A 21100-nucleotide genomic window follows, 5' to 3' on the forward strand; every position below is an offset into this window, starting at 1 on the left:
TGTTACCCAGCCTCATCCGGGCAGGCAGCGGCCGCCCCGAAAACCGCACATGCCATTCTCTGCCCCTGTGAGCTGCCCTTTTACCGGACGATTGGCCCGATGTAGACGTCCATCGCGGAGGAAACGGCGTGCCGCGGAGCGGTGGGCGGAGGTCGAGGGCGGCCGGCCCGGAGCCCACGGCCAATCCGCCGCCCACTTAACCGAGCAAGCGCTTGCCTAAGAAAGGTGACCGCGTTACCGTGACGGGCGATGGCCGAGATCCGCCCGCGTCCACGACGTCCCGGCGGTCCACGGACGTCGTCCGCCGGGACGGATCGCGCCCCGTCTCGGCGGGCGACCCGATCTGTCAGGAGCCGGATGCGAGGTAGGGCGGCCGTCGCGGGCCTCGGGATGACGGCCCTGACGCGGGCCTCGGGCAGGACCGAGCTGGAACTCGCCGTCGAGGCGTCCCGCGCCGCGCTGGCCGACGCCGGCCTGGAGGCCGGGCAGGTCGACGCGGTCCTCAGCTACCACATGAACGACTCGGCCCCCGTGGTCGGTGTCGCGAGGGCACTGGGAATCGAAAGGCTGGGCTGGCACAACGACATCTCCGGCGGCGGTACCCAGACGGCGTCCATCCTCGGCGACGCGGCGATGCTCATCGCCTGCGGCGTCGCGGGCAGCGTGCTGGTCTACCGGGCGCTGAACGGCCGCTCGGGCAGGCGCATGAACACCGTCTCCACCGGTCCGCAGGAGCGCTTCACGGTCCCGTACGGGATGGCGGGACCGATCCCGATGTTCGCCCTGGCGGCACAGCGCTACCTGCACGAGACCGGTCTGGGAGAGGAGCATCTGCACGCGGTCGTCGCCCAGTCACGCGACAACGCCGCGGCCAACCCGCGCGCCCTGCGGCGCGATCCGCTCTCGCTGGAGGAGTACCTGGCCAGGCCGTACGTCTGCGCACCGCTGCGGACCGTCGACTGCTGCCAGGAGACGGACGGCGCCTGCGCGCTGGTGATCCGCGACGCGCGGCTCGCCCCGGAGGCTCCCCGGATCCACGCCGTGGTCAGGGGAGGGGGGCCGGGCTGCTCGTCCATGGACCGTTCGCCCGACGTCACCGCGGTCTTCTCCGCCCATGTCGCGGCTCCCCTGTGGGAGACGTCGGGCATGCGGCCCCGGGACGTGGACGTCGCCCTGCTCTACGACGCCTACTCCTGGCTGGTGCCCCGGCAGCTGGAGGACTTCGGCCTGGCCGGCCGGGCCGAGCTGGGCGAGTTCCTCCTCGCCCGCCGCCACGCCGGGGTCAATCCGCACGGCGGTCTGCTGTCGGAGGGGTACGTGCACGGGCTGAACAACGTGGCCCAGGCCGTAAGGGAACTCAGAGCGGGTCGCGAGACCGCGCTGGTGACCGGATTCGGCGGCAGCTACGGTAGCGCGGCCCTGCTGGTCCGCCCCGGCTGAGGCCGCGACGCGCGCGCGCGGGGGGTGGGCGAGTGCCGACCACGCCGGGTCGGCCACTCGGCGGGGCGCGGCGGGCGCGGGGCCGGACGGGCTCAGCTGGACTCGTCCCAGTCGTCCTCCCGAGAGCCGGCGAGCTCGGCCTCCATCTCCTCCAGATCCCGCATGAACCCCTGGAACCCCCTCGGGCCCAGGCGGCGCCAGACGAGCAGCTGCAGGGAGCGAGTCTCCTCGTCCAGCGTCGGCTCCTCGTGGCGTGGCGCCCGCGTCTCCTGGGCCTGCCGGTCCACGGCCTGGAGCTCCTCGACCGTGAAGCGGACTCCGTGCTCGCGTTCGAGCAGCCGGAGGTGCGGGTCGTTGCGCAGTCTCTGGTCCCGGGCGCGCCGGGCGCGCCGGGCGGCCAGCTCGTCGTGGACGTGCGCACTGGAAACCTGGGGCGGCGTGTCGGCCGGACGTCGAGTCATCGTGGGTTCGCCTCCGTCGGGCGGCTCCTTTTCTGGAACCTCTGCCATGAACGACGCTTGACGGGCGGCGTAGGTTGTCGGAACTTTTCCCGCGGACTCCGGAGCCACCGGCGTCACACCCTCCACCATGCCCCCGATGGTCTTGACTCGGCCCCGAGTTGAGAATAATTTTCACCCAGATGATTTTTGATGAAAGGAATGCTTGTGGCCGCAGGTGCGCTCGGACGCATCCAGACCGAGACGCCCGCGCTGCCGGAGGCGCTGCGCCGGGTGGGTGAGGCGATCCTGGCCGATCCCGCGGAGGCGGCGCGATCCACGATCATCACGCTGGCCGAGCGGAGCGGCAGCTCGCCCGCCACGGTCACCCGTTTCTGCAGGGTGTTCGGTTTCGCGGGATACGCCGGGCTACGGGTCGCGCTGGCCACCGAGACCGGCCGCGCGGCGCAGGCCAACTGGGACATGGGGGTGGGCCACGAGATCGGCCCCACCGACCCGCTCGACGCGGCGATCGGCGTGATGGCCGCCGCCGACTCGCGGCTCATCCAGGAGACTGCGGCCCAGCTCGACGCGGGCACCGTCGCCAAGGTCGCCGAGGCCATCGTGGCGGCCCGCCGCGTCCTCATCTTCGGGGTCTCCACCAGCGGGGCGGTGGCCGGGATGATGGGCGGGCGGTTGCGCCGCATCCGGGTCCCCTGCTGGAGCCACGCCGACGCGCACGAGGCGCTCGCCGACGCGGCGCTGCTCGGCGAGGGCGACGTCGCCATCGGCATCTCCCATCAGGGCCGTACCCGCGAGGTGCTGGAGTCCCTCGGCGAGGCCGGAGACCGGGGCGCGCTGACCGTCGCGGTCACCTCCTTCGCCCGTTCCCCGCTGGCGGAGTTGTCGGAGCTGGTACTGACCACCGCCAGCCGCGAGACCACCTTCCGGCTGGGTGGCCTGGCCGCGGTCCACTCCCAGCTCTTCGTCCTCGACACCGTCTACGTCGCGGTCGCGCAGCGCACCTACGAGCAGACCAACGAGGCGTTCGAGCTGACGATCCGGGCCCTCGAGAGCCACCGCGTGGAGAGGAACTGAGCGTGGACATCAATATCGGGGCCGTCGAGTACGTCCATGAGGTGAAGGCCCTGGTGGACGAGGTCTCCCGGACCCAGGAGGCCGCGGTACGGGACGCGGCCGCGTTGACGGTGACCTCCCTGCTCGACGGCGGCGTGATCCAGGCCTTCGGCTCCGGGCACTCCGAGGCGATCGCCATGGAGATCGCCGGGCGCGCGGGCGGCCTGGTGCCCAGCAACCGTCTGGCCCTGCGTGACGTCGTCCTGTACGGGGACGCCCCGGTCGGCACCCTCCTCGGAGCCCCCGGCGAGCTGGAGCGCGATCCGTCGGTCGCCCGGCGGATCTACGACCTGGCGCCCGTCCGGCCGCAGGACGTGTTCGTGCTGATCTCCAGCTCCGGGGTGAACGGCTCGGTGGTCGAGCTGGCCTCGATCGTCAAGGAGCAGGGGCACGGCCTGATCGCCCTGACCTCCGTACGGCACAGCACCGCGATGACCTCGCGCCACCCCTCGGGCCGCAAGCTGCTCGACCTCGCCGACGTGGTGCTCGACAACCGAGCTCCATACGGTGACGCGGTACTCCCGCTCCCGGACGGCGGCACGTTCGGGGCGGTCTCCACGATCACCTCGGCGCTGCTGGCCCAGATGGTCGTGGCCGAGGTGGTGCGCACGCTGATCGAGGCGGGCCACACTCCGCCGATCTACCGCTCCGCCAACGTGACCGGCGGAGACGAGCACAACCGTGCTCTCGAGAACCGCTACGCCGGAAGGATCCGGCGAGGTGCCTGACCACTGCCTGTCACTTCCAGGCCACCCCCAGGAGGAAGCATGACCCAGCTATCCAGGCGCGAGCTCCTGCGCAGCGCGGCCCTGGCCGGCCTCGCCCTGCCCGCCCTGTCCGCGTGCGCCACCCCCGCGGGCAACGGCGGCGCCGCGTCCTCGGCACCCGCCGCCGGGGCCACCAGCGCGGCCAACCCGCTCGGCTTCGCCGAGGACAGGCCCCTGGAGATCTGGATCTTCGACGGCGGTTTCGGCGACGCCTACGCCAAGGACGTCCACGAGAAGCTGCTCCAGGCCAGGCACCCCAAGCTGGAGATCAAACACAACGCGACCAAGGAGATCGCCAAGACCCTCCAGCCGCGCTTCGCCGGTGGGAACCCGCCGGAGTTCATCAACAACTCCGGCGCCAACGCGATGGACTTCGGCGCCCTGGTCCAGGACGGTCAGCTCGCCGACCTCACGCCGCTGTACGACGCGCCCAGCTGGGACGACCCCGCGGTCAAGGTGCGCGACACGATCGACCCGAACGCGATCGAGCTGGGCAGCTACGACGGCAAGCCCTACGTCCTCAACTACGCCACCACCGTCTGGGGCATCTGGTACTCGCAGAAGCTCTTCGAGGCCGAGGGCTGGCAGATCCCCAAGACCTGGGCCGACTTCCTGGCCCTGTGCGAGACCATCAAGAAGGCGGGCAAGATCGCGCCCTTCACCTACGCCGGCAAGCACCCCTTCTACATCTACGAGACCATCCTCACGCTCGCCGCGAAGATCGGCGGCAAGGACGTGCTGAAGAACATCGACAACCTCGAGGACGGCGCCTGGAAGGCCGAGCCGGTCAAGCAGGCCGCGGCGGCCTTCGCCGAGGTCGGGGCGAAGTATCTGCTCCAGGGCACCGCGGGGCTCGACCATGTGCAGACCCAGACGGCGCACAACAAGGGCCAGGTCGCCATGTTGCCCTGCGGCTCCTGGCTGGAGAACGAGCAGAAGGACTCCACCCCGGCCGACTTCGGCTACGCGATGTTCACGCTGCCCGACTTCGGCTCCTCGGACGCCCTGCCGTACGGCACCCTGCACGCCCGGCCCGGCGAGGAGTACGTCGTCTCGGCGAAGTCGGCCAACCCCAACGCGGGTCTGGAGTACATGCGCGCCATGCTCTCCAAGGAGGGCGCGGGCAAGTTCATGGAGCTGGTCTCCACGCTCACCGTCGTCAAGGGCGCGGGGGAGGGCAAGACGCTCAAGCCCGGTCTCAAGAGCGCCTCGGCCGCGCTGAACGCGGCCGGCGACAACGCCGTCTGGTTCCTGTTCCGTAAGTGGTACGTCGAGCTGCACGACGAGGTGGCCGCCGCGACCGGGCAGCTCATGGCCGGCAAGCTGACCGTCGACGCGTGGGCGGACCGCGCGCAGCGGAAGGCCGACGCGATCAAGAAGGACACCTCGGTGAAGAAGTTCAACCGTTGACGTCCGCCCCCGTTCGGTAACGGGGGACGCCAGTGCCGACACCACCCCTAGGCAGGAGATCGCGTTGAGGTCCACGGTTCACCGGCCCGCCCGGCGACGGGCCGATCACCGAACGGCGAGTCGCTCATGAACCACGGCAGGACACGGTTCGTCGCGGGATTCCTGGTGATCCCGGTGGCCCTCTACGTGATCTACGTGATCGCGCCCTACGCGCAGGCCTTCTACATCGCGTTCACCGACTGGCGCGGGGTGAACGCGAGCCCGCGGCTGGTGGGCCTGGAGAACTTCCAGCGACTCCTGTCCGACAACGTGTTCTGGAAGGCCGTCAGTCACAACCTCATCCTGCTGGTCCTGATGCCGGTCCTGACCCTGGGGATCGCGCTCCTCTTCGCCTTCCTGCTCAACGCGGGCGGGCGGGGCGGCACCGGGGGCATCTGGGGGTCGAAGTTCTACCGGGTGGTGTTCTTCTTCCCCCAGGTGCTGGCCGTCGCCGTGGTCGCCGTACTGTTCCAGCAGGTCTTCAGGCCCGACCGCAGCGGGATGCTCAACGCGCCGCTCATCGCCCTGGGGTTCGAGCCGATCGGCTTCCTGTCGGACACCAGGGTCGCGTTCTGGTCGATTCTCGCCGTGCTGGTCTGGCAGGCCGTCGGTTTCTACGTCGTGCTCTTCTCCGCCGGCATCTCCTCCATCCCCCGCGACCTGTTCGAGGCGGCGGCGATCGACGGCGCGGGAAGGGTGCAGCTGTTCCTGCGGGTCACGCTGCCGCTGCTCTGGGACACGATCCAGGTCGGCTGGGTCTACCTCGGCATCGCCGCGCTGGACGTCTTCGCCATCGTGTGGGTGATGACGGCGGAACACGGCGGGCCCGACCACTCCACGACCGTGATGGCGGCGGAGATCTACCGCACCGCCTTCCAGTACTTCAAGTTCGGCTACGCCTCCGCGATGGGCGTGGTGCTGTTCTTCTTCACCATCGGGTTCGCGACACTGGCCCTGCGCCTGTCGCGACGTGAACGGATCGAGTTCTAGTGGCGGACGCCGTGATTCCCCGGAGCCGGGCCTGGGCCCGCGAGGAGCGCAGGAGGCGGCTCGGCCCCCTGTCGGCCCTGACGCACGTCGCACTGCTGGTCTGGACGGTCCTGGTCGTCGTGCCGATCGTGTGGACCTTCCTCGCCTCGGTGAAGAGCGAGGACGAGATCTTCGGTGACGCCTGGTCGCTGCCGGCCTCCCTCCGCTTCGACAACTGGGCTCGCGCCTGGGAGCAGGCGCACATCGGCCAGTACATGATCAACAGCATCGTGGTGGTGGCCTTCGGCACCTTCGGCACGATGCTGTTCGGCTCGATGGCCGCGTACGTGCTGGCCCGCTACCGCTTTCGCGGCAACCGGGCGATCTATCTGCTGTTCGTCTCCGGCCTGGCCTTCCCGGTCTACCTGGCGCTGACCCCGCTGTTCTTCGTCGTGCAGAACATGGGGACGGTTCCGGTGATCGGCCGGTTCATCGGCCTGAACACGCACGGCGGGCTGGTGCTGGTCTACATCGCCTACTCGCTGCCCTTCACGGTCTTCTTCCTCGCCGCGTTCTTCAGGACGCTGCCGGGCGCGGTGGCCGAGGCGGCCTTCGTGGACGGGGCCTCGCATGCCCGGGTCTTCTTCCGGATCATGCTCCCGATGGCCAAGCCGGGCATCATCAGCGTGACCATCTTCAACGTGCTCGGTCAGTGGAACCAGTACCAGCTGCCTCTGGTGCTGCTCACCTCGGACAGGGACAAATGGGTGCTCACCCAGGGCATCGCCGACATCTCCACGGCGGCCGGCTACGACGCCGACTGGTCGGCCCTGTTCGCCGCGCTGAGCATGGCCATCCTGCCGATGATGATCGTCTACACGCTCTTCCAGAGCCAGATCCAGAAGGGCCTCACCGCGGGCGCGCTCAAGTAGGCCGCTTGAGCCTTTTGAAGCTTTCATAAGGCAGCCTTGAGGTTCGATTCGTGCGAACGGGTTGACTGGCGGGGCTTGTTGGCGGTTAGGTTCGTTAGGAAAGTTTCCTAACGAGCGAGATACTCCCCGCCCGCGTCCCGTCATCGGAGAGATCGTTCCTCCACCATCCCCTTGGAGAGACACGTGTCCATCTCATCGAACTCCCGCCTCGGCCGCCGCACCCCGCGCCTCCTGCTGGCCTCGGCCGCGATCGCGGTCCCGGCCCTGATCGCCCCCGCCGGCGTCGGGCACGCGGCCACGCTCTCGCCCGCCGCCGCGCCCGCCGGGCTGGTCGCCGACTCCGCGGCGGCCGACCTCAACGACCCGCGCAAGAAGGACATCGCCATGCAGCTGGTGTCCAGCGCCGAGAACTCCTCGCTGGACTGGAAGGCGCAGTACAAGTACATCGAGGACATCGGCGACGGCCGCGGCTACACCGCCGGGATCATCGGCTTCTGCTCCGGAACCGGCGACATGCTCGACCTTGTCGAGCTCTACGCCCGGCGCAAACCGGGGAACGTGCTCGCCAGGTATCTCCCCGCCCTGCGCAAGGTCGACGGCACCGCCTCCCACAAGGGTCTCGACCCGAACTACACCAAGGACTGGAAGACCGCCGCCAAGGACACGGCCTTCCAGCAGGCCCAGCACGACGAGCGTGACCGGGTCTACTTCAACCCCGCGGTCAGCCAGGCAAAGAAGGACGGCCTGCGCGCCCTCGGCCAGTTCGTCTACTACGACGCCATCGTCATGCACGGCGACGGCACCAATCCGCAGAGCTTCAGCGCGATCCGCAAGAACGCCCTGAAGAAGGCGAAGCCCCCCGCGCAGGGCGGCGACGAGACGAAGTACCTGCACGCCTTCCTCGACGCCCGCAAGGTCGCCATGAAGGCCGAGGAGGCTCACGAGGACACCAGCCGCGTCGACACCGCCCAGCGGGTCTTCCTCAACAAGGGCAACCTCGACCTCGACACCCCGCTGTCCTGGAAGGTCTACGGCGACTCCTTCAAGATCAGCTGACCCCGCCAAGCCCCGGCGGCCCCCACCCCGCCGGGGCACTCCGCCTCGACATTCCTGGCCGGCGTCGTTGACGCTCTCGAATACCGGGAGACATCGTCGGCTATCCGCGACAGTGGAGGTCCTGGAGGGGCGATCACCCGGAACGCCGCGCCGGGAGGTTCTTCAGGGCCTCGCGGCGGCTCAGGCCGCTGATGCCGGTGTGGTCGACGTAGCGGACGACCTCGTCGGGGTTGGTCTTGGCGTACTCGCGCAGGGCCCAGCCGATCGCCTTGCGGGCGAAGAAGTCGTTGTCCGACAGGCTCGGCTCGATGCAGGCGTACAGCAGGCCGGTGTCGGTGGCGGCCTTGAAACGGTTCTGGGAGAGGATGGCCGTCCGGCGCTTCCACAGGTCGGTGCCGCGGGCCCAGCGCAGCATGAGGGGGCGCATGGTGTCGGGGAAGGCCGCGAGCAGGCCGCCGACGCGGTGGACGGCGAGGTCGTCGACGTAGTCCCACCAGGCTCCGGTGACGATCATCTCCTCGTACATCGGCAGCGCGTCGAGCGTCTGGAAGCCCCGGTAGAGGCGGAAACCGGTCAGCTCGATCGCCGCGTAGCGCTCCTCGCGGTACTCGGCCCCGTGCCACAGGGCCAGCGTCGCCTCCCGCCACGCGGGCGCCGTCTCCACGTAGTACTCGGTGAACACCCGCTTCAACGCCGCGCGGCGAGGTGCGGCCTGCACCCCGAGGAAGGGCATCTCCGACTTCATGTAGGCCCGCATGACCGGGGCCTTGGCGGGGTCGGCCACCTCGGTGAGTGCCATGCGCACGGCCTTCTGCAGTATCTCCACGCTCGCCCACCACTTCCCGTTCGCTTCGCGGACGGCTTGATTCTCACAGGCCGCGTCGCTCTCCGCGCGGGGTTCCGCTCACGGGTGTCAAGCCTTCTGGCTGCTCCGCTCGCCGGTCGCCAGGCCGTCGAACAGGACGGTGATGTAGTGCTCGGCGAGACCCGCGGTGTTGAGGCGTCCTCCCGGGCGGAACCAGCGCACCGCCACCCAGATGGTGTCGCGGATCATGCGGTAGGTGAGCTTGGGATCGACGTCGGCGCGGAACAGGCCAGCGGCCTGGCCGAGCTTGATCTGCCCGACCCACATCCGCTCGACCTCGTCCTCGGCCTTGACCAGGTAGTCGAAGCGGTCGCCGGGGAGTGAGCGCAGGTAGTTCCAGTCGTTCTGCATGACGGTGATCGCCGCGCGGTGGGGCTCCAGAGTGCTGAACCCGATGCGCACCATCTCTGAGAGGATCGTGCGGGAGTCACCGTCCTGTTCCAGGGCGGCGCGGTAGCGGCCGACGAGGTCGTCGAGGAAGGTGGTCAGCACCTCGTCGACGATCGTCTCCTTGGAGTCGAAGTGGTGGTAGAGGCTTCCGGAGAGGATGCCGGCCTCTTCGGCGATCTCCCGGACGGTGGTCGCCTGGAAGCCCTTGCGGGCGAAGAGCTCGGCGGCGAGTTTGACGAGATGATCGCGGCGCTCTGACGCCGGGCCGGATGCGGCCGCGCGCTTGGTCCCACCCTGGCGCTTGACCGGGGTCGTGGTCGCGCCGCCGGAGTTCTTTCGCGTGTTCACTCCCCCATTATGAACCCTTGCGCAATCGCTTGTTCACCGAAACGCGCCAGCTCATCGCGGCTTCTGTTTTTAACCAAGCGCTTGCTACGCTTGTCGCCAGGTGAAGACCGAAGGGATTCAGACAATGACCGAGGCATACATCGTCGGCGCGGTCCGTACCCCGGTGGGCCGCAGGAACGGCGGTCTCGCCGACGCGCACCCCGCCGACCTGGGCGCCCACGCCATCCGCGAGCTTGTCGGGCGCACCGGAGTGGATCCCGAGGCCGTGGACGACGTCGTGTTCGGGTGCGTCGACACCGTCGGCCCGCAGGCCGGCGACATCGCCCGTACCTGCTGGTTGGCCGCCGGGCTGCCCGAGGGGGTGCCCGGCGTCACCGTCGACCGCCAGTGCGGCTCCTCCCAGCAGGCACTCCACTTCGCCGCCCAGGCGGTACTGTCGGGCACCGCCGACCTGATCGTCGCCGGTGGCGTGCAGAACATGAGCCGGGTCCCGATCGGCTATGCCATGACCGCCGGGCAGGCGCTCGGCTTCGACAGCCCGTTCGCGGGCTCCAAGGGCTGGCAGGCCCGGTACGGCGGACAGGAGGTGTCCCAGTTCCGGGGCGCCGAAATGATCGCCGAAAAATGGGATATATCGCGACTTGAGATGGAGGAGTTCGCGTACCGGTCCCACCGGCGGGCACTCAGCGCGATCGACGAGGGTCGCTTCGCCGCCGAGATCGTCCCCTACGAGGGCGTCTCCACCGACGAGGGCCCGCGCCGTGACACCAGCCTGGAGCGGATGGCCGGGCTCAGGACCCTGGTCGAGGGGGGAAGGCTCACCGCCGCGCTCTCCTCGCAGATCTCCGACGGCGCGGCCGCGCTTCTCGTCGCCTCCGAGCGGGCGGTCAAGGCCCACGGACTGACCCCGCGCGCCCGGATCCACCACATCTCCGCCCGCGGCGACGACCCCGTCATGATGCTCTCCGCGCCGATCCCCGCCACCGCGTACGCCTTGCGCAGGGCGGGTATGACGATCGGCGACATCGACGCCGTCGAGATCAACGAGGCGTTCGCCCCCGTCGTGCTGGCCTGGCTGAAGGAGACCGGTGCCGACCCCGGCCGGGTCAACCCCAACGGCGGTGCCATCGCCCTCGGCCACCCGCTCGGCGCGACCGGCGCCCGGCTGATGACCTCGCTCCTGCACGAGCTTGAGCGGACCGGCGGCCGGTACGGGCTGCAGACGATGTGCGAGGGCGGTGGCCAGGCCAACGTGACGATCATCGAACGGCTCTGACCGCCTCCGGCGAGGCCGCCCCACCGGGATCTGCTCCCGAACGTGTCCACAGCCGCCAGGTAGCTCCGTATACCGGTCGGTAGTGGGCGTGTGGCGTTCGAGCGTGTTCCTGATCTCGGGGGCGGTTCGGTGGAGTGGGATGCCGGGTGCGGTCGGGTTCGCCTTCGCTCACCTGCCGCAGTCGGCGCCGGTGTTCTCCTGGCCCAGTCGATGAGGGGAAAGGGGAGTACCCACTCCTTTCCACTCTCAACGTATAGCGCACCGGGGGGCTTGCCACAAGACCCGGGTCGTGCCGCAGAATCGTCGGCCGAGGCCAGAACCTGCGGAAACGGGGGATACGAAATGCGAGTGTTGTTGTCGACGTATGGGTCACGTGGGGACGTCGAACCGCTGGTGGGACTCGCGGTGCGGTTGCGGGAACTCGGCGCGGAGGTGCGGGTGTGCGCGCCGCCGGACGAGGACTTCGCGCAGCGGTTGGCCGGTGTCGACGTGCCGCTGGTGCCGGTCGGCCGGTCGGCGCGCGCGCTGACGACTATGGCACCGTCGGCGGCGGACCTGCCCCGGCGCGCGGCCGAGTTGATCGCCGGCCAGTTCGACGCGGTCACCGCGGCGGCCGAGGGGTGTGACGCGTTGGTGGCGACCGGCATGATGCCGGCCGCGGCCGGCGCGCGGTCGGTGGCCGAGAAACTGGGCATCCGCTCCGTGTTCGTGGCCTTCCAGCAGATCACCCTGCCGTCGCCGTACCACCCGCCGCTGGCGTATCCGGGCCGGCCGTTCCCGCCGGACGTGACCGACAACCGGGTGCTGTGGGAGCTGGACGCCCAGAGCGTCAACGCGCTGTTCGGTGCGGCGCTCAACACGAACCGGGCGTCGATCGGCCTGCCACCGGTGGACAACGTTCGCGACTACGTCATCGGCGACCAGCCGTGGCTGGCGACGGACCCGACGCTGGACCCGTGGCAGGAGACGCCGGACCTCGACGTCGTGCAGACCGGCGCGTGGATCCTGCCGGACGAACGCCCGCTTCAGGCCGAGTTGGTGACGTTCCTGGACGCCGGCACACCACCGGTGTACGTGGGCTTCGGCAGCATGCCCATGCGCGCGTCGAAGGACGCCGCCCGGGTGGCCATCGAGGCGATCCGCGCGCAGGGCCACCGTGTAGTGGTCTCCCACGGCTGGGCGGACCTGGCCCTGATCGACGACCGGGACGACTGCTTCGTCGTCGGCGAGGTCAACCAGCAGGCACTGTTCGGCCGGGTGGCCGCCGTCGTGCATCACGGCGGCGCGGGCACGACGACGACGGCCACCCGGGCCGGCGCGCCTCAGGTGGTGGTACCCCAGGCGACGGATCAGCCGTACTGGGCCGGCCGGGTGGCCGGCCTGGGCATCGGTGCGGCACACGACGGTCCGGCTCCGACCGTCAAGTCCCTGTCGGCCGCGCTCAGAACGGTCCTGGCCCCCGAGACCCGGGCACGGGCGAGGGCCGTGGCCGGCACGATCCGCACCGACGGGACGACGGTGGCCGCGACGCTGCTGCTCGACGCGATCAGCCGGGAAAGGCCGCCGGTGTCCGCGTGAACCACACGGGATCGGCGATCCAGGACCCGGAACACGAGAACCTGCGAACCCTGGCGACCTGAACCGGCAACGGCCGGGGGCCACGTCAGGCGGAGCGTTGCTCGTCATGGCCACCAGGTTCGTCACGCTCGTCCAGACGCCTTGCCGCGCGCAATGGCCGCAAGCGACCCCAGATCGGAGCCAACGACGTGAACCCGCTGACCACCAGCGCGTTTGACCTTCCCGACCACCTCGCCCCCAAGGCCGACCCGAGGCTGATCGACGGCGACGAGCAGCACTTCGCGGCCATCGCGGAGAGCCTCGAGCAGTCGATCGCCGACCTGTCCGACCGCCTCGATGCCGAGCGCAAGGCGCCCGGCGGCAAAGGCCGGCAGGCGGTGGACCGGGACCTGGAGATCCACCGGCTGACCGCTCGCCTGCGCGCGCTGCGTCGCTTCGGCTTGGACCTGTGCCTCGGACACATGGTCGGCGCGGACGACTCCGAGCCCGTGTACGTCGGACGACTCGGCCTCACGGACAGCGCGGGTCGTCGGCTGCTGCTCGACTGGCGCTCCCCCGCGGCCGAGCCGTTCTTCGGAGCCACCCACGCCAACCCGATGGGCCTGGCAAGCCGCCGCAGGTATCGCTGGACCCGCGGCCGGGTCAGTGACTACTGGGACGAGGTGTTCACCTCCGACGGGTTTGAAGGGCACGCCGCGCTCGACGACCAGTCCGCCTTCATCGCCAGCCTGGGCGGCAACCGGTCGGCCCGGATGCGAGACGTGCTCGGCACCATCCAGGCCGACCAGGACGCCATCATCCGCGCGGGATCGCGCGGCGCTCTCGTCGTCGACGGCGGTCCGGGTACGGGGAAGACCGTCGTCGCTCTGCACCGCTCCGCCTACCTCCTCTACTCCGACCCTCGCCTCGGTCACCACCGGGGCGGCGTGCTGTTCGTCGGTCCGCACCAGCCCTACCTGGCCTACGTCGCCGACGTCCTCCCCAGCCTCGGAGAGGAGGGTGTGCAGACCTGCACCCTGCGGGATCTCGTCGCCGAGGGAGCCGCAGCGGCGATCGAGGCCGACCCGGACGTGGCCCGCCTGAAGTCGTCCGCGGACCTGGTGAAGGCGATCGAGCCTGCCGTCAGGTTCTACGAGAACCCGCCCACCAAGGGGATGACGGTCACCACCCTCTGGTCCGACGTCTGGCTGAGCGCCGACGATTGGGCCGAGGCGTTCGAAGCACCGGACCCCGGCACTCCGCACAACGAGGCCCGCGACCAGATCTGGGAGGAACTGCTCACGATCCTGATGGACAAGCACGACGACGACGCCCCGGCTCATCTGCTCCGCAAGTCGCTGCTGCAGGACAGGGAGTTGCTCACGACCTTCAACCGCGCGTGGCCGCTGATCGAAGCGGCCGACCTCGTCGGAGACCTGTGGTCGGTACCCGCCTACCTGCGGAAGTGCGCTCCCTGGCTCAGCCGCGACGACGTTCAGGCGCTACAGCGCGCGGACGCCCAGGCCTGGACGGTGTCCGACCTGCCGCTCCTGGACGCGGCGCGGCAGCGGCTCGGCGACCCGGAGGCGTCACGTCACAAGCGTCGGCAGGAAGCCGCTCTCGCCGCCCAGCGCGAGCGCATGGCCCAGGTCGTCGACGCCCTGATCGAGGCCGATGACGACGGCGAAGGCCTCGTGACACAGCTGCGCCGAGAGGACCTCCAGCGAAATCTGGTTGACGAGTCCGAGCTGCCCACCCTCGACCCGGACCTGCTCGCCGGCCCGTTCGCGCACATCGTCGTGGACGAGGCTCAGGAACTGACCGACGCGGAGTGGCAGATGTTGCTGCTCCGCTGCCCGTCCCGGAGCTTCACCATCGTCGGGGACCGTGCCCAGGCCAGGCACGGATTCACGGAGTCGTGGCAGGAACGGCTCGAGCGAATCGGGCTCGACCGGATCAACCTGGCCTCCCTGACCGTCAACTACCGGACGCCGGAAGAGATCATGGCGGAGGCCGAACCGGTCATCCGGGCCGTGCTCCCGGACGCCAACGTGCCGACCTCCATCCGTAGCGGCGACGTCCCCGTCGTCCACGGATCCGCTTCGGATCTGGGCTCGATCCTCGACACCTGGCTCGCCGCGCATGCCGAGGGGACCGCCTGCGTCATCGGTGATCCCACGTTCCGGGCGACGCCTCGCGTCCGGTCGCTGACCCCGGAGCTGTCGAAGGGGCTCGAGTTCGACCTGGTCGTCCTCATCGACCCGGAGGCGTTCGGCGACGGCATCGAAGGAGCGGTCGACCGCTATGTCGCGATGACCCGAGCGACCCGGCAACTCGTCATCCTCACGAGCTCCTGACATCGGCCGGACGAAAGCCCGCTCCCGGCCGAGTCGGTGGCCCTCCTGGACGCCGGCGCACCATCGAGTCCCTGTCGGCCGCGCTCAGGACGGTCCCGGCCCCCGAGACCCGCGTACGGGCGAGGGCCGTGATCCATGCTGACGGGGCGGCGGTGGCCACCACGCTGCTGCTCGACGCGATCAGCCGGGAAAGGCCGCCGGTGTCCGCGTGAACCACGCGGGATCGTCGAGCCGGGGAAAGCGCCTCGTCCACGGGTGCCCGGCGACACCGGAGGTATCGCGCGGCATCGGGTACCCGTCACGTCGCGCCCAGGCTTCGTGTCGGCCGATCTTTGACTCGTCCTCGTCGAGGCCCGGTAAAGCTTTACTCGAAGGCCAATGGTCAGCCCACTAGCAATTAGGAAACTTTCCTATTAGATTTGCGCCAAGCCGCCGTGGGAGCGCTTTCCCCGGAGGTTCTGGACAACGTGGGGTCTGCGCGCCTTCGGCATGGGACGCCGACCGGTCGTCAGGCGAGGAGTGGTGAATGAAGCGCGGCCCAGAGCTGCTCCGTCTGGCGGAGACCGTCGTCCTTCCCGGTTTCGAGGGCAAGGCCCCGCCCGACTGGGTGCGGCGCAGACTCGGTGAAGGACTGGCCGGGGTGGTGCTCTTCTCCAGGAACATCGCCACCCCCTCCCAGGTCGCCGACCTCACCGCCGCGCTCCGCGAGGAGAATCCCCAGGTCCTCGTCGGCATCGACGAGGAGTCGGGCGAGGTCACCCGCCTGGAGGCGGCCGGCGGGAGCACCCGGCCGGGCAACTTCGCCCTCGGCGTGGTCGACGACACCGGCCTCACCGAGGAGATCGCCGCCGACCTCGGCCGTGACCTGGCCCTGGCGGGCGTCAACCTCAACTTCGCCCCCTCGGCGGATGTGAACTCCAACCCCGACAACCCGGTCATCGGCCTGCGCTCCTTCGGCGCGGACCCCGATCTCGTCGCCAGGCACACCGTGGCCTGGATCCGGGGCATGCAGTCGGCGGGCGTGGCGGCCTGCGCCAAGCACTTCCCCGGCCACGGCGACACCTCGGTCGACTCCCACCACGGCGTGCCGCTCGTCGCCGCCACCGCGGGGGAGTTGCGCGACGTGGCGCTGCGGCCCTTCCGCGCGGCCGTCGAGCAGGGGGTGCGCACGGTCATGACCGGCCACCTGCTCGTCTCCGCCCTGGACCCGGTGATGGCCGCCACGCTCAGCCGCCGGGTCCTGCACGACCTGCTCAGGGTCGAGCTGGGCTTCGAAGGCGTCATCGTCACCGACGGCATCGAGATGACCGCGGTCTCCGGCCCGTACGGCATCGGCGGCGCCTCGGCCCTCGCCGTCGCCGCGGGCGCCGACGCGATCTGCGTGGGCGGCGAGCACGCCGGAGAGGAGACCGCGATCGCGGTCCGTGACGCGATCGCGGACGCCGTGATCGAGGGCAGGCTCTCCGAGGAACGGCTGGCCGACGCCGCCCGCCGCGTCCGCGAGCTCGCCCTCTGGACCGCGACCACCCACCGGGACACGCCCGCGCGCGCCGCCTCCGGCGGTTCCGGCGACGCGTCGATCGGCCTGGCCGCGGCCCGGCGCGCGCTGCGGGTCACCCGCCGATCCGCGACCGTGGCCTTCCCGCTGTCCGCACCACCGCACGTCGCCGAACTCGCCCCCGAGATGAACCTCGCCATCGAGAAGGACACCCCCTGGGGCGTCGGCGAGCCGCTCGGCAAGCTCCTCCCCGGCACCACGGTCACCCGGCTGGACGCCTCCACCGCCACCGGGAGCGCCATCGAGACCGTACTCGCCACCGCGGCCGGGCGCCCCCTGGTCATCGTCGTCCGCGACGCGCACCGCCACCCCTGGCAGACCGACGCGCTCCGGCACCTGCTGGCCGCCCGCTCCGACGCCGTCGTGGTCGAGATGGGCCTGCCCGGCCGATCCGACCTCGGCGCCGTGCACATCGCCACCCACGGATCCGCCCGCGTCTGCGGCCAGGCGGCCGCCGAACTCCTCGCCGGAGACGAGAACGGGACCTGACCGGCGTACGGCGCGAGCGTCGCCCGACGCCCGGCTCCTTCCTGCGGGGGCGTACGGCGCGGTGATTCTGTCGGGGCGGGCTGCTTGAATCGCCGGATGGATGTGGCACGGTTGCTGGCGGACCAGCGGGAGATCAACGGGGCCGATCTGGCGAGGCTCTCGCTCGGCGATCATCTGACCGGCGAGGGACCCTACGTTTTCAAGGAGTGTGACCTCACCGGCGCCGACTTCAGCGGGGCGTCGCTGGTGGGGGCCTCGTTCGAGGGATGCGTGCTGGAGCGGGCCGACTTCCGCCGTACGGATCTGGACGGGGCGCGTTTCTCCGGCGGCGGGGGAGCGGGGCTCAGGTTCGCGAACGCCGAACTCGTCGACGCGGCCTTCACCGACGTCGACCTGTCTGGCGCGAACTTCGGGCGGGCACTGCTCACCGACGTCGTCTTCACCGGCTGCCGCATGATCGGCGCGGTGCTGACAGGCTGCCGGGGCATCGGCTACCGGTTCGACGGTTCCAACCTGATGCTGGCCGACCTGATCGGCTGCTCGTTCCGAGGCGCCCACCTGCGGGGCACCCGTCTCGACGAGGCCAACCTGTCGAGCTGCGACTTCACCAATGCCGTGTTCGAGGACTGCCGCATGATCGGCGCCCGCACCGTCGACACCGTCTTCACCATGGCCGACCTGCGCGGCCTGGACCTCGGCGAGGTCGACGACATCCGGCTCCGATCGCTGCGCGGAGCGATCATCAGCCCGTCCCAGGCCGCCCTGATCCTCGCCTCCCGGGGTCTCACCGTGAACTGACCCGACGACCGGGGCCCCGCGGAGGCACGCAGAACCCGGCCCGCCGATCCTGCTCGGCCTGCCACGCCCACTCCGCCACGTCGGCTTCAGGGTGTTCGGCGGGGCCTGCCCGGCAGGTGAATCGCTGCCCTGTCACGGTTCCGGTGTTCGAAGCGGTCAGAGCCTGCCCGCCGCCTGCCCGGTGGAGGGAGCAGCGGAGTCGCCTCGACCGGTTCGTTGCGGCCGGCCCACCGGGCCGAGACCGTCAGGATCAAGGCGTCCGGCCCAGGCGGTCCAGCACGGCGTGCGCCTCCCACATGATCCGGTCGATCAGCTCCGCGCAGGACGGCAGGTCGTCGATCAGCCCGACGACCTGCCCGGAGGCCATGACGCCGAGGTCCGCGCGCCCGTCCACCATGGCGGCCTTGAGCAGCATCGGGGTGTTGGCCGCCTGGAGCACCTGGGCCCAGGTCAGGTCCCGGCCATGCCGCATCCGGCGGCCTTCGCGGATCATCGCCGCCCACGACATGCCGGACAGCCGCTTGAACCTGGCCCCGTTGGCGACCGCGCGGAGCAGTCGCAGGCGCGAGCGTTCGAGCGAGTCGACGAACGGGGTGCGCAGCACGCGGTGCGGAACGCCGTCCACCCGCGTGGTGACCACCGTCTCGGCGGTGCCGAGGTAGACCTTCTTCACCTCGTCGCCGACCGTGGAGTCCGAGGTCAGCAGGAAGCGGGTGCCCATCGCGACCCCGCAGGCGCCGTACGACAGGGCGGCGACCAGCCCGCGCCCGTCGCAGAACCCGCCCGCCGCGATCACCGGGATGTCCACCGCGTCCACGACCTGGGGGAGCAGCACGGTGGTGGGGACGGCCCCGGTGTGCCCGCCGCCCTCACCGCCCTGCACGATCACCGCGTCCACGCCCCAGGCGGCGACCTTCTCGGCGTGCCGGCGCGCGCCGACCGAGGGGATCGTCAGCACCCCGGCGTCCTTGAGCCGGGCGATCAGCTCGCGCTTGGGGGCCAGCGCGAACGACGCGACCCGTACGCCTTCGCGGATCATGACGTCGATCCGCTCGCCGGCGTCGTCGGCGTCGGAGCGGATGTTCACCCCGAAGGGCGCGTCGGTGCGCTCCTTGACCGACCGGATCGCGGCGGTCATCTGCTCGACGGGCATGGTGGCCGCCGCGATGACGCCCAGACCTCCGGCGGCGGAGGTGGCGGCGGCCAGCCGAGCCCCGGCCACGTAGCCCATGCCGGTCTGCACGACGGGGTGGCGGCAGCCGACCATCTCGGTGAGCCGGGTCACCAGCCCCGGCGGCTCCTTGCGCGGTGCGGACGTGCCGGTCACGGGTCCCGGCGGGTCCGGGACGGGTCCGGAGTACGAGGTCATGGGAGTTCTCCTGACGGGCGGCCGGCGGTGAGGCGGGAAGTCCGGCCGGCGAGGACTCTGCCGGTCTCGTCATCCGATGCGGGACACCCAGGTCGCGAAGATCGAGGACGAATCGACCGGCAGGGTCCGTGCGGGATGGAAGCCCCGGTTCCGGCGGTGGGGAGGAGGTCAGGCGGGGATCTCGCGGTCGCGGAGTGAGCCGGGGTCGAGGACCTCGCGCAGGACGCGGAGTTCCTCGCCGGTCGGCTGCCGGGTCTCGGGGACGTCGCCGGTGACGGCCAGCGGGAAGCCGGTCGCCGCCACGACCTCGTCCACGGTGACGCCGGGGTGGACCGAGGCCAGGCGCATCGAGTGGTCGGGGCTCTGGAAGTCCAGCACCGCCAGGTCGGTGACCACCCGGCGCAGGTCGTGGTGGCGTTGGGTGCTCGGCCCCGCCTCGGCCGCGCGGTCGTGGCCGACGCCGCTGACCATGTCCACCCGCGGTACGAACACCCGGGTCGAGTGCCGGGGGACCCAGTAGCTGGTCGGGCAGCACACGGTGTTGCCCGGCACCCCGCGCACGCCCAGGAGCTGGGACTTCGGCCGGGACCAGTCACCGATGCAGGAGATGTTGCTGTTGCCGTACCGGTCGATCTGGCTGGCTCCCAGCATGACGTGCCGCCTGCCGTTGAGCACCAGCCACAGGTGGTCCCGGAACGGCAGCCAGCCCTCGACGACCTGTGGACTCTGTCCCAGCGGCGGCACGTCGCCGGTCAGCAGGCACAGCCCGTCGTGCGTGATGAGGTCGGGCTCGAAGGTGAGCCGGGCCAGCCGGGCGGCCAGCACGGTGATCGCGCCGCCGATGCCCGCGGCCAGGATCTCCCCGTCCCCCCTGAACGCCTCGGCACAGGCGACGACGCACACCTCGGCCCGCGTGGCGACGGTCACGCTCATGATTCCTCCCGAAACTGGCGTACGGCCTCCTGGTAGGCGGCCTCGTCCCCGGACAGGTAACGGCCGGTGAAGGCCCGCCACGTCTCGGGGCCGGTGGCGGCGCTCGCGTACGCCTTCTGGAACGCCTCGTCGCGGCCGTAGTCGGGCTCGCAGGTGGTGAAATGGGCACCGCCGGGGGTCTCCACCACGCCGGTCACCATGGACCGGCTGATCAGCAGAGACTGGACCGGCCCCTCCTTGAGCAGGTCGGCGGTGTCCACCACGCGCTCGCAGGAGACGTAGCAGCGCTCGGCCGCCTTGGCGTAGAGGTCGTCGAAGTAGGGGTCGGGGCCGAGATACTGGGCGTTGCCGCGCTGGTCGGCCCGGTTGAGGTGGACGAGCGCGACGTCCAGGGTCAGCGCGGGGACGGCGACGAGTTCCTCGCCTCCGGCGTAGGGCGACCGTACGGTCCGCAGCTCGGGGTTGACCCGCATCACATCCGAGCCGAGCCCGGCGCGGGTCGGCAGGAACGGCAGCCGGTGCGCCGCCGCGAGCAGGCCGAACATGAACATGCTCTCGTCGTACTCGGTGAACTTCACGGTCCCGGCCTGCCTGGCGGTCCGGAAGTGCGGTTCGAGGGGGATCGAGTCGAGCGACACGAACGGGGCGACCACCCGGGCGACCTTGCCGTACGCGCACAGCAGGCCGACGTCGGGGCCGCCGTACGAGACGACCGTCAGGTCTTCCAGAGAGGACCGGCAGATCGCCCGGACCAGCGCCATCGGTTTGCGACGCGATCCCCAGCCGCCGATCCCGACGGTCATCCCACTGCGCAGTTCCCCGACGACGCCGTCAATGGACATGATCTTGCTCACTGGTCGCTCACCGCTCCTCACTCGCTGCGCGGGCGGCTTCGTTCCTCAGCCGACCGCTCCGCTCGCTGCGTCGGGTTCGCTTCGGGCTCACTGGTCGCTCACCGCTTCTCCCTCACTGC

General features: G+C 70.5%; 18 protein-coding genes. 12 read left to right on the forward strand and 6 right to left on the reverse strand.

What is annotated here, in order from left to right:
* Positions 1–357 precede the first annotated feature (357 nt).
* Positions 358–1440 (forward strand): thiolase C-terminal domain-containing protein, encoded by a 1083-nt coding sequence (locus ABT130_RS02765; RefSeq protein WP_350952265.1) that lies wholly within the window; start codon positions 358–360, stop codon positions 1438–1440.
* A 92-nt stretch (positions 1441–1532) separates the two neighbouring features.
* Here ABT130_RS02765 and ABT130_RS02770 read toward each other — a convergent pair whose 3' ends face one another.
* Complete coding sequence (locus ABT130_RS02770; RefSeq protein ID WP_350912856.1) at positions 1533–1901, reverse strand: hypothetical protein; 369 nt, start codon at positions 1899–1901, stop codon at positions 1533–1535.
* A 189-nt stretch (positions 1902–2090) separates the two neighbouring features.
* Between ABT130_RS02770 and ABT130_RS02775 the strand changes: the two genes are divergently transcribed.
* The 6 genes from ABT130_RS02775 (at position 2091) to ABT130_RS02800 (ending at position 8187) form a co-directional block, all read left to right on the forward strand.
* Positions 2091–2975 (forward strand): MurR/RpiR family transcriptional regulator, encoded by an 885-nt coding sequence (locus ABT130_RS02775; protein ID WP_343980466.1) that lies wholly within the window; start codon positions 2091–2093, stop codon positions 2973–2975.
* Between the two features lie 2 nt (positions 2976–2977).
* Entirely contained in the window at positions 2978–3742 is a 765-nt protein-coding gene (locus ABT130_RS02780; RefSeq protein WP_350912860.1) for a sugar isomerase domain-containing protein, read from the forward strand.
* Positions 3743–3781: 39 nt separating this feature from the next.
* A complete protein-coding gene (gene ngcE, locus ABT130_RS02785; RefSeq protein WP_350912862.1) occupies positions 3782–5191 on the forward strand; it encodes an N-acetylglucosamine/diacetylchitobiose ABC transporter substrate-binding protein in 1410 nt (469 codons plus the stop codon).
* A gap of 126 nt (positions 5192–5317) precedes the next feature.
* Positions 5318–6220: a carbohydrate ABC transporter permease gene (locus ABT130_RS02790; protein ID WP_350952267.1), complete on the forward strand. Its 903-nt coding sequence runs from the start codon at positions 5318–5320 to the stop codon at positions 6218–6220.
* Complete coding sequence (locus tag ABT130_RS02795) at positions 6220–7131, forward strand: carbohydrate ABC transporter permease (protein ID WP_051751340.1); 912 nt, start codon at positions 6220–6222, stop codon at positions 7129–7131. The genes ABT130_RS02790 and ABT130_RS02795 overlap by 1 nt, the downstream gene beginning before the upstream one ends.
* Before the next feature lie 183 nt (positions 7132–7314).
* Positions 7315–8187: a chitosanase gene (locus ABT130_RS02800; RefSeq protein ID WP_350952269.1), complete on the forward strand. Its 873-nt coding sequence runs from the start codon at positions 7315–7317 to the stop codon at positions 8185–8187.
* A gap of 133 nt (positions 8188–8320) precedes the next feature.
* Here ABT130_RS02800 and ABT130_RS02805 read toward each other — a convergent pair whose 3' ends face one another.
* Positions 8321–9013 (reverse strand): DNA alkylation repair protein, encoded by a 693-nt coding sequence (locus ABT130_RS02805; protein WP_350952271.1) that lies wholly within the window; start codon positions 9011–9013, stop codon positions 8321–8323.
* Positions 9014–9100: 87 nt separating this feature from the next.
* Positions 9101–9790 carry a TetR/AcrR family transcriptional regulator gene (locus tag ABT130_RS02810; RefSeq protein WP_350912872.1) on the reverse strand — a complete coding sequence of 230 codons (690 nt, stop codon included), beginning with the start codon at positions 9788–9790 and terminating at the stop codon, positions 9101–9103.
* 124 nt (positions 9791–9914) lie between these two features.
* Here ABT130_RS02810 and ABT130_RS02815 point away from each other — a divergent pair, with 124 nt between their 5' ends.
* The 5 genes from ABT130_RS02815 (at position 9915) to ABT130_RS02835 (ending at position 17825) form a co-directional block, all read left to right on the forward strand.
* A complete protein-coding gene (locus ABT130_RS02815) occupies positions 9915–11066 on the forward strand; it encodes an acetyl-CoA C-acetyltransferase (RefSeq protein WP_350912874.1) in 1152 nt (383 codons plus the stop codon).
* 342 nt (positions 11067–11408) lie between these two features.
* Positions 11409–12644, forward strand: a complete 1236-nt coding sequence (locus ABT130_RS02820; RefSeq protein ID WP_350952273.1) for a glycosyltransferase — start codon at positions 11409–11411, stop codon at positions 12642–12644.
* A 188-nt stretch (positions 12645–12832) separates the two neighbouring features.
* Positions 12833–14980 (forward strand): RNA polymerase recycling motor ATPase HelR, encoded by a 2148-nt coding sequence (gene helR / locus ABT130_RS02825; protein WP_350952275.1) that lies wholly within the window; start codon positions 12833–12835, stop codon positions 14978–14980.
* Between the two features lie 526 nt (positions 14981–15506).
* A complete protein-coding gene (locus ABT130_RS02830) occupies positions 15507–17027 on the forward strand; it encodes a glycoside hydrolase family 3 protein (RefSeq protein ID WP_350952277.1) in 1521 nt (506 codons plus the stop codon).
* 96 nt (positions 17028–17123) lie between these two features.
* The gene (locus ABT130_RS02835; protein ID WP_350952279.1) at positions 17124–17825 is read left to right on the forward strand and encodes a pentapeptide repeat-containing protein; all 702 of its coding nucleotides are present in this window, start codon (positions 17124–17126) and stop codon (positions 17823–17825) included.
* 250 nt (positions 17826–18075) lie between these two features.
* Here ABT130_RS02835 and ABT130_RS02840 read toward each other — a convergent pair whose 3' ends face one another.
* The 3 genes from ABT130_RS02840 to ABT130_RS02850 all read right to left on the reverse strand — a co-directional run bounded on the left by ABT130_RS02840 (position 18076) and on the right by ABT130_RS02850 (position 20969).
* Positions 18076–19194 (reverse strand): NAD(P)H-dependent flavin oxidoreductase, encoded by a 1119-nt coding sequence (locus ABT130_RS02840; RefSeq protein WP_350952281.1) that lies wholly within the window; start codon positions 19192–19194, stop codon positions 18076–18078.
* A gap of 168 nt (positions 19195–19362) precedes the next feature.
* Positions 19363–20127 carry a CoA-transferase subunit beta gene (locus tag ABT130_RS02845; RefSeq protein WP_350952283.1) on the reverse strand — a complete coding sequence of 255 codons (765 nt, stop codon included), beginning with the start codon at positions 20125–20127 and terminating at the stop codon, positions 19363–19365.
* On the reverse strand, positions 20124–20969 hold the full coding sequence (locus tag ABT130_RS02850) for a CoA transferase subunit A (RefSeq protein WP_350952370.1): 846 nt from the start codon (positions 20967–20969) through the stop codon (positions 20124–20126). The genes ABT130_RS02845 and ABT130_RS02850 overlap by 4 nt, the downstream gene beginning before the upstream one ends.
* Between the last annotated feature and the right edge of the window lie 131 nt (positions 20970–21100).

The organism is Streptosporangium sp. NPDC001681, assembly GCF_040298085.1.
In the GTDB taxonomy this organism is placed as follows: Bacteria; Actinomycetota; Actinomycetes; order Streptosporangiales; family Streptosporangiaceae; genus Streptosporangium.

Coding starts and splice junctions, on each gene's coding strand:
- ABT130_RS02765 (WP_350952265.1), top strand. CDS start 358: ATGCGAGGTAGGGCGGCCGTCGCGGGCCTCGGGATGACGGCCCTGACG.
- ABT130_RS02770 (WP_350912856.1), bottom strand. CDS start 1,901: ATGACTCGACGTCCGGCCGACACGCCGCCCCAGGTTTCCAGTGCGCAC.
- ABT130_RS02775 (WP_343980466.1), top strand. CDS start 2,091: ATGAAAGGAATGCTTGTGGCCGCAGGTGCGCTCGGACGCATCCAGACC.
- ngcE (WP_350912862.1), top strand. CDS start 3,782: ATGACCCAGCTATCCAGGCGCGAGCTCCTGCGCAGCGCGGCCCTGGCC.
- ABT130_RS02790 (WP_350952267.1), top strand. CDS start 5,318: ATGAACCACGGCAGGACACGGTTCGTCGCGGGATTCCTGGTGATCCCG.
- ABT130_RS02815 (WP_350912874.1), top strand. CDS start 9,915: ATGACCGAGGCATACATCGTCGGCGCGGTCCGTACCCCGGTGGGCCGC.
- ABT130_RS02820 (WP_350952273.1), top strand. CDS start 11,409: ATGCGAGTGTTGTTGTCGACGTATGGGTCACGTGGGGACGTCGAACCG.
- ABT130_RS02830 (WP_350952277.1), top strand. CDS start 15,507: ATGAAGCGCGGCCCAGAGCTGCTCCGTCTGGCGGAGACCGTCGTCCTT.
- ABT130_RS02835 (WP_350952279.1), top strand. CDS start 17,124: ATGGATGTGGCACGGTTGCTGGCGGACCAGCGGGAGATCAACGGGGCC.
- ABT130_RS02840 (WP_350952281.1), bottom strand. CDS start 19,194: ATGACCTCGTACTCCGGACCCGTCCCGGACCCGCCGGGACCCGTGACC.
- ABT130_RS02845 (WP_350952283.1), bottom strand. CDS start 20,127: ATGAGCGTGACCGTCGCCACGCGGGCCGAGGTGTGCGTCGTCGCCTGT.
- ABT130_RS02850 (WP_350952370.1), bottom strand. CDS start 20,969: ATGTCCATTGACGGCGTCGTCGGGGAACTGCGCAGTGGGATGACCGTC.